Here is a 10,859-nt window from a genome sequence, read left to right as displayed (position 1 = left end):
AAGATTGAGCTGTTTTTTCCGGCCGACGATCAAAGCGCCAAATTTCTGTGTGACCTTGCCCACGTGGCTGCCAATTAGACGATGGTCTGGCCAGAGCCCACCACGTCCCGGTGAACCCCGCTCATTGCTGACCTTGGCAGGGTTCGCCAAACAGCCCTGCCAAAGCAATCTGGACGCCGAAAAATTTTTGACCTAGAACCTTACTTGTTAACATGTCCCCAAAGGACCAATTTCATGGTGTTCCCGTCGCAGGGCTGAGCAGCCCCTCTTCATTCCGAGCTTAAAGCTCCTTACCGCGACTCTTTCGCCGGACATTGTCCGGCAGGTGACCCATGACAGACCAAATCCTGATTTCGCAGGCACCAACCCGCGCCGAATTCACGCTGTTGATCCGACTTGCCGTTCCGCTGATGGTCGGGCTGGCGGCTGCGCTTTTGATCGGTGTCGTAGATACGGCGATGATTTCTCCGCTCGGGACGGTCCCGCTGGCGGCAGCTGGTGTGACCACAGCCGTTCTGATCATCCTGATTTCCGCTCTTTGGGGCGTGATCACTGCTATTTCCGTACAGATCAGCCAAGCCGAGGGCGCACGCGACGCCGCGCGGGTTGCGCTGGCTTTACGCAGCGGGCTGTTGCTTTGCTTTCTGGGCGGCGGCAGCGCGGCATTGGGGATGATGGCACTTTATCCGCTGCTTGGGCCTTTGGGTCAACCGAAGGAGGTTCTGGCGATCCTGCTGCCGTACTGGATGTCGATGGCGATCTGGATCGTGCCTTTCACTCTGTTTTTTGGCCTGAAGGCTCTGTTCGACGCCGTTGGACGGCCCTGGACGGCCGTGGCGCTGTCTTATCTTGGCGTCCTGTTCAACGTACCCGCAAATTATGCCTTTATTCACATCCTTGATCTTGGAATTCTGGGCGCTGGTCTGGCCAGCATACTCTCACAATGTACGTCGCTGGTTGCCGGGATCTATGTATTGATACGCGCACCGGGGCTGGCCGCCTTTCGCCAGCGGGTGACTGTTGCATGGGCGGATGTCTGGTCACAGGCCAAAGACGCCCTGCCGCTCTGTCTTGGCTATGCGGGTGAGGGCGGAGCCTACGCCGTGGTTGGCCTGATGATGGGTTGGTTGGGGGCCGAGGCGCTGGCCGCCCATCAAATCGTCAACGCGCTTGCGGGGCTGGCCTATATGATCCCGCTTGGCATGGCGGGTGCCGCCTCGATCCGTGTGGGCCTTGCAGTCGGTGCAGGAAGTCGAGAAAGGCTCAGACCGATCCTGAAGGCGTCTTTTGCGATGGTCACGCTCTGGCAGGCGATTGCCGCCATCATCTTCATTACTGCTGGCCGGATTCTTGCGGAAACCATGTCGGATGACCCTGCCGTCATTGACCTCGCGGTGACGTTGTTTTTCATCGTGGCACTTCTGCAGGTAGCGGATGGCGTTCAGGGTACTGCGCTGGGTGCGCTGAGGGGAATGTCCGACATGAACCTACCGACGATCATTACCCTGACGGCCTATTGGCCACTTGCCTTGCCGGCCAGCTATGTACTGGGGTTCCTTTTCGATCTCGGAGCGGTCGGCGTCTGGATCGGCTATACTCTGGGTCTGGTGGTAGCAGCCGTCGCCCTGCCTCTGCGGTTCTGGGCGCTAACTCGAGCTTGAGTTTAGGGTAGATCGTTTCGAGAAACCCGACCGCACCACTTAGCAGTGGAGTGATATGACTTACCAGATCATAGGGCTACTACATCTTGGGCCTTTGGCTTGATTGGAGAGATCAGGTTCGCAGCCCGCCATTGCGGCCCATTCCGGCCTTCGCCCAGCTCATGAGTTTCTGCAATGCATCAACGAAAGGAGGCATTGAAGCGTTGGTTGGCAAAGGGTTTGGCAAACGAACAACTGCGGGGTAACACATTCCATCCAACCCGAACTCGCAAATTTCGGGTCTTTTGTCTGGCGTCGCATTGAGAACAGACACGCATTAGGCGACATCTCTACATGGTGGGATGACCTCCGCTAAATCCACACCTCATTCTACGGATCGCATCCTTGCAGGCGTTGCGCTGATGCTTGGATTTTGCCTTACTGCTCCTTTGCTGGATGTAGCTGCGAAACTCGCATCGGCCAGTGTGCCAGTTGGGCAGATAACGGCTGCCCGCTTTGCAGTGCAGTGCGCTTTGATGGCACCGTTCATCTGGATTATGGGGCTGTCGTTGCGAGTGCCGAGAGGTCAATTGATGGTACTCGTTTTCCGCTCATTACTTTTGCTGTTCGCGACTTTTTGCTTCATTACGGCAATCCGTGTGATGCCGCTTGCCGATGCGCTGGCGATCGTGTTTGTGGCACCGTTCATTGTCTTGTTGGTCGGCAAGTTTTACCTTGGCGAAGATGTCGGCCCTCGTCGCGTCGGGGCAGCTCTTGTGGGGTTTGTTGGGGTATTGTTCGTCATCCAACCCAGTTTCGCGGCCTTCGGCGCGGTTGCAGTTATTCCGCTTGGTACGGCAGTTGCATTTGCTTTCTACATTCTGGTGACGCGGGGTTTGTCGCGTCGGATGCACCCTGTTGCTCTGCAATTCCACACTGGCCTGATTGCAAGTCTGTTTTGCATTCCAACCTTAATAGTTGCGCAAGGTTCCGGATCCGACCTTTTCGATCCCGTTTGGCCGACTGATATCGCGTTGTTGTGGCTTCTGGGAGCTGGTTTCTTTGCGACGGTGAGCCACATGATGATGACCTATGCACTTTCGTTTGCCCCTTCCGCTACATTGGCCCCTCTGCAATATTTTGAGCTGCCGGTAGCAGCCCTGTTTGGCTATCTCGTCTTCAGCGACTTCCCTAACACGCTTAGCCTGCTTGGTATCGCCATCATCGTCAGTGCAGGACTGTACATGATACATCGAGAAAGGGTCGTGGCCAGACAGTTGGTTACAGAGCGCGCAGCACCTCCAATCTAAGACTACACGGCTCACGGCCCTCAGCGGACCTTGGTGGACTGAGCGGCACCTGTCAGGTTTCCGTCTCTGCTCAACGAATGTTCTACATATGGGTTTCGTGGTCGGGTCGTCTTTTTATACAGCTATGTCGGAAGTTGCGAATTCGCACACGTTGCTTCCCAAGTAAAATACCTTCGACAACGAACCTCATCAGGCATGGAATCTGACCAGTGGGCCCGACCCCAGGAAGATTTTCAAACAGCAGATTTGACCAAAGAGATGCGAAAGTGGCAAACCTACTTGATCCGTTTCAATTGAAACACCTGACTTTGCTCAACCGTATCGTTAGCACATCCCATGCACCGAATTTTGTTGAAGACGGCCACCCAAGGGACCGTTACAGGTTGTATCACGAGGAAAAGGCCAAAGGCGGGGTCGGCCTGACCATGGTCGGTGGGTCGACCAATATCGCCCCTGATAGCCCATCGGTGTTTGGTCAGCTTTATGCCGGTGATGACAGTATCATCCCATGGTTTCGGAAAATGACAGATGGCGTTCACGAACATGGTGCCGCCATTATGTGCCAGATAACACATATGGGACGTCGCACAGCATGGGATGATGGGCATTGGCTGCCGGTATTGGCTCCGTCCGGTATCCGCGAACGCGCTCACCGCGCCTTTCCCAAAGCTATGGAGCAAGAGGACATCGGCCGCGTGATTGGCGATTTCGCAGCTGCTGCGCGTCGCTGTCAGCAGGGCGGGTTTGACGGGATCGAGCTTCTGTCTCACTCACATCTTCTGGGGCAATTCCTGTCCCCACTGACCAACGAGCGTGACGATGACTATGGCGGAACGCTGGAGAACCGCATGCGCCTGACCCTGCAGGTGCTTGAAGCGGTGCGCGCTGAAGTTGGCGCCGAGTTCATACTGTCGGTGCGCATTACCGGCGATGAACTGACCGAGGGAGGACTGAGCGCCGAAGATTGCATTGCCGCTGCCCGGATGCTGGAAAATTCCGGACATGTCGACCTGCTCAATATTCTTGCCGGCGCACCCTACGATGATCTTGGCCTGGCCGAATGGGTGCGCCCCATGGGCCTGCCCGCAGCCCCGCATATCACTGTGGCCGGGCGCATCCGTGATGCCGTCGATCTGCCGATCCTGCACGCCGGAGGGATTGCGGATATTGCTACGGCCCGCCACGCGATCTCTGGCGGCCATGTCGATCTCGTGGGCATGACTCGCGCACAGATGGCCGACCCCTATTTGGTGCAAAAACTCGCACGCGGAGAAGAAGAGCGTATCCGCCCCTGTGTCGGCTTGGGCTACTGCGTGGACCGGGTCAATCAGGGCAAACCTGCCGTGTGTGGGCACAATGCCGCCACTGGGCGTGAGCAGACCCTGCCTCACATCATCACCCATAGCGACACTCGAAAGAAAGTGGTCGTTGTCGGCGGCGGCCCTGGTGGACTGGAGGCTGCGCGGGTCTGCACCCTGCGCGGCCACGACGTCGTTCTGTTCGAGGCGTCGGATCGGCTGGGCGGGCAGTTAGTTCTGGCCGCCAAGGGGATGACGCGCAGACAAGTCTGGGGCGTTGCTGATTGGTTGATTTCCGAAGTGACGGGGCTTGGGGTCGATATCCGCTTGAACACCTATGCCGAAGCCAATGACGTGCTGTCCGAAGATCCTGATGTCGTGATCATTGCGACAGGTGGCTGGCCCGAAATGCTAGCCATCCCCGGCGGTGACTTGGCGATCTCCAGTTGGGAGGTGTTGTCTGGTGAGGTGCGTGTCTCAGGCGAAGTGCTGTTGTTTGACGAGGTCGGCGACCACCCTGCGGCCGTCACGGCTGACGCGCTTGCAGGCGCCGGCTGTCGCGTCAATCTTGTTACCCAAGACCGGTCCCTTCTGCATGATCTTGGCCCAACGACCTCTGCCGTCGCATTGCGCGATCTGGCCTCCAACGGAGTCACCTTCACCTGCCTGCAGGAGCTCGCCTCTCTCGCCCGCGAAGGCAGTCGGGTTCGCGCCAGCCTGCGTCATGTATTGACGGGGGGCGTCACTGAACGTCTTGTTGATTATGTGGTCGTTGAACAAGGTCTGGTCCCGATGGCGGAACTCTATCACGATCTCAAACCAATCTCGCACAACCTTGGGCAGGTTGAACACAAGGCGCTCATTGACGGAACATTTCCATTCGTTGACACCAATCGGAGCGGCCAATTTTATTTGGCCCGCATAGGCGACGCAGTTACAAGCCGAAATATGCACGCCGCAATTCTCGATGCCTTGCGTGTTTGTGTTCCGATCTGAAAGAAACCAAGCCGCTCTACCGATAAAAGATGGGAGCGGACTATCAGTTCTGGCGCAGCTTATGACAGGAAAGCATCCACTTTCACAGGTATCGAGCGGCCCCAAGCGGAACTTGGCTGTCCGCACGAATGCTGCAGTGCGGCTTCCGCTTAGCAAACTTTCATGAGTTCTAAGAAAACACGCAAAACCCGTATCACTGACGCATCAGCAGGGAACTCAGAATAAAGTCTTCAGCGCACGCAATGACTCCGGTCATTGGTATTTCAGACAGCACACTACGATATGCGCTACCTTCCAGAACCTCTATCACCAGTTGTGACGCCTGAAGAGGGTCCGGAACAGAGCGCAATTCACCGTCAGCAACTCCTCGCCGCACAACTGCTTCCAGAGCATTAGTCAAGCTGGACCGGTTCTCGACGAACAGTTGCGCGATGTCCGGTTGACGAACTGCTTCACTCGAAATTTCCAGCGTGAGAATAACGTTTTCCGGCGCAGCCAGATATTTGGCGTAGGCTCGGATAAACTTTTTCAACACTTTGGGCGCGGGGGCTTTGGAGTACAGTATTTTCAGAAACGGCTCCATCTCGTGGCGTTCAAGCATCGCAATCTCGACAAGCACATCATGTTTGCCGCGAAAATGGTTGTAGAGATTTCCAAGGCTGACGCCTGCCCGCGCCGCGATATCGCGGACACCAGTCTGGTGATAGCCGCACTCAAGGAAACACATCACCGCGGCCTGCAAAATCTGGTTCCGCCGCTTGGCTGTTGTCTTTTCCCGGATTGAACCCGGTTTTTTGGAGTCTTTGGTCATTTTTCGCATTCGGTGTTGAACGAACGATCGTTCATAATATATGAGCTTCTACCGCATACCACAAGGCGCAATGGATTCGGTGGAATAGGAAAAACAGGACAATGACGGTCAAAACCTTGGAAACGCAGCAAAGACCAACCCGACGATGGCTCTGGATTGGACTATCGCTAGCGCTGTTTGTCGCGATCATCACCCTGTTGTTTGATACAGAAGATACAATTGATGTTCAGGCAACAAAGACCTCACCTCCGCCACCGACGGTCTCTGTCGTCACCGTTGCTTCCGAAACTGTCCGGGCGCGGGTTTCTGCGTTTGCCGAAGTTCGACCTCGGTGGGATGCCGTGCTGCGATCAGCCGTATCAGGGCGCATCACCACAGTGCACGCCGCCGCTTTGGCCGGGGCAAAGGTGGAACAGGGTGACCCTTTGTTTTCTATTGAAAGTGCACCCTATCAAAGTACCGTTGCCGCAGCTGAGGTGGAGCTTGAGCAAGCGGAACTGGCATTATTGCGCGCGCAGAATAACGTGACCGTTGCGCAACGGCAGTTTGATCGGGATGAGACAGAACCGCCAAACGAACTGGCTGTGAACCTGCCGCAATTGCGCATTGCCAAGAAATCCGTTGCGGCTGCGCAGGCACGCTTGAATGCGGCGCGAAATGAACTGAAGGACGCGGAAGTTGTTGCGCCGTTTTCAGGCTTTGTCACCCAGCGTTTTGCTAGCCTTGGCCAGACGGTCAACCCGGGCGATGCCCTGATACACCTTTCGGATGACCGGCAATTTGAATTGGTTGCCGAGTTCAGTCAGGCGGATTGGGCGCTTTTGGATCACCCGGTCTCTGGCGCCACCGCTGACCTGACACAGCGCTCAGGCGTAGCCTTGGGGAAAGCTCAAGTCCGGCGCGGAGGCGGGTTTCTGGATCAAAACACCCGGCAGGTGCGCGTCTTTTTGGACGTCACAAATCCCGATGAAGGCATACTTGCCGGAGATTTCTTGCAGGTGCATATTCCCGGACGCCGGATTACAGACACTGTGACCCTACCGGAAAGCACCTTGACCCGAGCAGGGTACATTTGGCTTGTGGATGATGTAGACCACCTGCAGAGGCTCAGCCCTGACATTTTGTTCCGCACTGAGGGTGCAGTCACAATTTCGGCCCCTGATGGACCTGGCCCTTGGCGCGTGGCCAGAACACCACTGGCTTCGTTTCTACCGGGCCAGCGGGTGACGCCGCAATCAGATGAGGGTTGAGCCATGCATGCGTTGACCTCCTGGTTTATCCGCAATCCGGTCGCTGCCAATCTGATGATGGCGCTGATCCTCTTCCTTGGCGTGCAGACGCTGCTGAACATTCGCATCGAAGGCTTCCCTCGCATTCCTCCGGAAAGCGTTACAATCTCGATCGAGTTTCCCGATACCACGGCCGAGCAGGTCGATGAACTGGTGACCCAGAAAGTCGAGCAGGCGCTCGAAGGGTTAGAGGGCGTGCGTAGCGTAACCTCGCAATCCCAAAATGATCTAAGTGTTGTGACTGTCCGCCGCGCAGGTGGCCAGAAACTGCAAGCTGTTCTGGATCGTGTTCGTATTCGGATCGACGGCTTGACCGATCTGCCCGATACCGCGCGCCGCCCTGTGATCGAGGCGTCGGGTTTCGATTTCCCTGCACTTTATCTGAACCTCTACGGCGAAACAGACCCGGCCACATTGCAGAGCCTTGCGCAGCGCTTGAAAGAAGAGCTGCTGGCGCAGCCGGAATTGTCCCGGCTGCAAATCTGGGGCCTGATCCCGCGAGAACTGCGCATCGAAATCGACCCGGCGCTGTTGCGCCACTATGGGCTGACCGTCTCGGATGTGACTCGCGCCATCGAAGGCAATTCGCTGGCCTTTCAAGCAGGCCGTCTGCGGACCGAGGGCGGCACGATTTATCTGCGGGCCGATGATCGGGCGAAATACACTCCCGAATACGCGGCCCTGCCGATTATTGAACGTGACGACGGGTCCTTTGTGCCTTTGGGCGATATCGCCAAAATCGAGGACGGATTTCAGGACAGAGAATACCTGTTTCGCCTGAACGGCAAACCAACTGTAGGGATGGAGGTTCTAGTTGGCCAGAAAGAGAACCTGCTAGAGATCAGCGACGTGGTGCGCAGCACGGTGGATGAGTTCAGCCACCAGCTGCCGTCGCAGGTTCAGGTCGAGGTTTGGGGCGATAGCGCAGGTTATATATCAGACCGGTTGGCGCTGTTGCGGTCGAACGGGGTGCAGGGACTGATCCTTGTGACCCTTATGCTGTCGGTATTCCTGAACGTGCGCTTGGCCTTCTGGGTCGCTATGGGCATTCCCGTGTCGGTCATGGGGGCAATTGCGGTCTCGGGCTCGAAATGGGTGGATTACTCGCTGAACGATGTCACGACTTTTGGCCTGATTATTGCATTGGGTATTCTGGTCGATGACGCCGTTGTGGTCGGTGAAAGCGTTTTTGAGGAACGCCGCAAGGGTAAAGACCCGATCAAAGACACGGAACGCGGCGTGCATCGCGTGGCCGTTGCCACCGTCTTTGGTGTCCTGACTACAATCGCGGCTTTTTTCCCGATGCTGTTGATCGACAATCCGCTGGGCAAGGTACTTGCCGGGTTCGCGGGTATCGTGATCCTTACGCTGATCTTCTCGCTTATCGAAAGCAAGTTTATCCTGCCCGCTCATCTGGCGCAGGTTTCGATGCGGCAAGAGCGTCGATACCTGCTGACCCGCCTGTGGGGTCGGGTACAGGATAATGCGCAGGGCGGGTTGGACCGGGTTCGCGACCATATCTACCAGCCTGTGCTCGTCGCGGCGGTGCGCCAGCGCTACGCCGTTCTGATCCTGTTCATTGCCGCCGCGACGCTGGGGCTTGGCCTGATGTACAAGGGCAAGGTCAGGACGGTGTTCTTTCCCGAGGTGCCCGGTCAGATCATCACGATGAATCTGGAAATGGACGCCCGCGCGCCCTTTACGCTGACCCGCGCGAACGTGGATCAGATCGAAGGCGAATTGAACGGTCTGAACGCCGAACTTGCCGAAGCCGCAGGTATGGCCACGCCGCCCGTTCAGACCGTGTTCAGCATCATCAACAGCGCCGGCAGCGCGCAAATATACGCCGAAATGATCCCGGTGGCTCAGCGACCGAGTGTTCCGATCCTGACTGTGGTCCGCGAATGGCGCGACCGGGTTGGTGCGGTCGAAGGTGCAACCGAATTGGAGTTCACCGGTTCGGAAACGCTCGCCGGAGGGTTCCGCATCCGGTTGGCTTCAAAAGACGAAGACCTGCTGCGACAAGCCAGCGCCGAGATGAAAGACTTCCTGTCGAATATCGAGGGCGTGGCGAATGTTCGGCATGGGCTGGCGGGTGGCCAACCCGAACTGAAACTCCGGCTGCGTCCGGACGCGCGGCACCTTGGGTTCAATGCCGAGGCTCTGGCCAAACAGATTGGCTATGGGTTTGGCGGGGCTGAGGTGACCAAGGTCAGGCGCGACGGGGCCGAAGTCCGCGTGGTCGTGCAGAACGCGCGGGAAAACCGCGATACACTGGCTGATCTGATGCAGACCCAATTGCGCAGCGCATCCGGTGCCTGGGTACCGCTTGAGACGGTTGCTGAGATCGAAGGCGCCTATACCTCGGGCACGGTCGATCGTCGTGACGGTAAGCGTATGAATATCGTGGCCGCGTCCATCGACCGCGACCGTGTCGCCCCCGAAGAGGTGGGTCAGGCGGTGTTCGAACAGTTGGTCCCGAAACTCCGCACCAAATATCCCAGTGTGACAGTCCTGCCTGCCGGTGAACTGGAAGAGATGGCCGATATCAGCGATGGCCTGAAACGTGCGCTGCTGCTGGCGGCGGTGCTGATCTATGTGCTGATGGCCGTGCCGCTGAAAAGCTATTGGCAGCCCTTCGTCATTCTGGCCATTGTCCCCTTTGGTTTTATCGCAGCGGCCGTCGGGCACCTGATCATGGATGTCTCACTGTCGCTGTTTTCGTTTTTCGGCATGTTGGCTCTGACCGGTGTGATCGTGAACGACAGTCTGGTCATGATCACCCGATACAATCAGGCGCGCGAGGAAGGTCAGCCCGTGAATCTGGCGCTGAAGAGCGCAGGCATCGGACGTTTCAAGGCGATTTTTCTGACCACCGCAACGACGGTGATCGGCCTACTGCCTTTGCTGACCGAAACCTCTGAGCAAGCGCAGTACCTGATCCCTGCGGCAATCTCCCTGGCCTTTGGGGAGCTCTTCGGCACCGCGCTGATGCTGCTGCTGGTACCGGTGCTGATCGCCATCACCGAGGATGTCATTGCCGTTTTCAAGCCACCCCTTCCGCAGCCTTCTCGAAAAAGGACAAAGCTATGACTCGGAACCTTTTGGCCCCTGCATTCGCCCTTTTGGCGCTCGCGACGCCTGCTACTGCTGACGGTCTGAATGTGACCGTGGACGGCATCCGCAACGCCAAGGGCAACATCGTGATCCTTGTATTTGATGACGCACACGCCTTTGACAGTTTAGATGTTTGGAGCGCCGTTGATTACGCCCAGATTCCGTCACGCAAAGGCAGCGTCAGCCATGAGTTTTCTGACCTGAACGAGGGCCCATACGCTGTGCTGCTGTTTCATGATGAAAACAAGGACGAAGACCTGAACATGACTGAGACGAAACTGTTGGAGGGGCTGGGCTCAACAGGTGCCACTGACCCTCAGGACGAGCCGGATTTCAAGGCTGCCTCGGTCTGGCCAGGCGATGTCCGTGTTCGCATTCACTACGATCAGTAGTGCGCC

At 57.1% G+C, this 10,859-nt stretch carries 7 protein-coding genes; 6 read left to right on the top strand and 1 reads right to left on the bottom strand.

What is annotated here, in order from left to right; translation table 11 throughout:
* The first annotated feature begins 332 nt into the window (after nucleotides 1-332).
* The 3 genes from ACR0LF_RS18560 (at nucleotide 333) to ACR0LF_RS18550 (ending at nucleotide 5,244) form a co-directional block, all read left to right on the top strand.
* Nucleotides 333-1,661 (top strand): MATE family efflux transporter, encoded by a 1,329-nt coding sequence (locus tag ACR0LF_RS18560; RefSeq protein WP_480582632.1) that lies wholly within the window; start codon nucleotides 333-335, stop codon nucleotides 1,659-1,661.
* 341 nt (nucleotides 1,662-2,002) lie between these two features.
* Nucleotides 2,003-2,950, top strand: a complete 948-nt coding sequence (locus ACR0LF_RS18555; protein ID WP_480582634.1) for a DMT family transporter — start codon at nucleotides 2,003-2,005, stop codon at nucleotides 2,948-2,950.
* A 266-nt stretch (nucleotides 2,951-3,216) separates the two neighbouring features.
* On the top strand, nucleotides 3,217-5,244 hold the full coding sequence (locus tag ACR0LF_RS18550) for an oxidoreductase (protein WP_480582636.1): 2,028 nt from the start codon (nucleotides 3,217-3,219) through the stop codon (nucleotides 5,242-5,244).
* A 193-nt stretch (nucleotides 5,245-5,437) separates the two neighbouring features.
* On the opposite strand, the gene ACR0LF_RS18545 is transcribed toward ACR0LF_RS18550, so the two are convergent.
* Nucleotides 5,438-5,986, bottom strand: coding sequence for a TetR/AcrR family transcriptional regulator (locus tag ACR0LF_RS18545; RefSeq protein WP_480856450.1), 549 nt, complete (start codon nucleotides 5,984-5,986; stop codon nucleotides 5,438-5,440).
* 170 nt (nucleotides 5,987-6,156) lie between these two features.
* Between ACR0LF_RS18545 and ACR0LF_RS18540 the strand changes: the two genes are divergently transcribed.
* The 3 genes from ACR0LF_RS18540 to ACR0LF_RS18530 are packed head-to-tail and all read left to right on the top strand — an operon-like array spanning nucleotide 6,157 to nucleotide 10,853.
* A complete protein-coding gene (locus ACR0LF_RS18540; protein ID WP_480582639.1) occupies nucleotides 6,157-7,305 on the top strand; it encodes an efflux RND transporter periplasmic adaptor subunit in 1,149 nt (382 codons plus the stop codon).
* A gap of 3 nt (nucleotides 7,306-7,308) precedes the next feature.
* Nucleotides 7,309-10,437 carry an efflux RND transporter permease subunit gene (locus ACR0LF_RS18535; protein WP_480582641.1) on the top strand — a complete coding sequence of 1,043 codons (3,129 nt, stop codon included), beginning with the start codon at nucleotides 7,309-7,311 and terminating at the stop codon, nucleotides 10,435-10,437.
* Nucleotides 10,434-10,853, top strand: coding sequence for a DUF2141 domain-containing protein (locus tag ACR0LF_RS18530; protein WP_480582643.1), 420 nt, complete (start codon nucleotides 10,434-10,436; stop codon nucleotides 10,851-10,853). The genes ACR0LF_RS18535 and ACR0LF_RS18530 overlap by 4 nt, the downstream gene beginning before the upstream one ends.
* Nucleotides 10,854-10,859: the final 6 nt, after the last annotated feature.

It is taken from the genome of Ruegeria sp. E8, from assembly GCF_056533985.1.
Note: the sequence above shows the minus strand (reverse complement) of the source record. Positions and strands in the feature narration are given on the sequence as shown.

Coding starts and splice junctions, on each gene's coding strand:
- ACR0LF_RS18560 (WP_480582632.1), top strand. CDS start 333: ATGACAGACCAAATCCTGATTTCGCAGGCACCAACCCGCGCCGAATTC.
- ACR0LF_RS18555 (WP_480582634.1), top strand. CDS start 2,003: ATGACCTCCGCTAAATCCACACCTCATTCTACGGATCGCATCCTTGCA.
- ACR0LF_RS18540 (WP_480582639.1), top strand. CDS start 6,157: ATGACGGTCAAAACCTTGGAAACGCAGCAAAGACCAACCCGACGATGG.
- ACR0LF_RS18535 (WP_480582641.1), top strand. CDS start 7,309: ATGCATGCGTTGACCTCCTGGTTTATCCGCAATCCGGTCGCTGCCAAT.
- ACR0LF_RS18530 (WP_480582643.1), top strand. CDS start 10,434: ATGACTCGGAACCTTTTGGCCCCTGCATTCGCCCTTTTGGCGCTCGCG.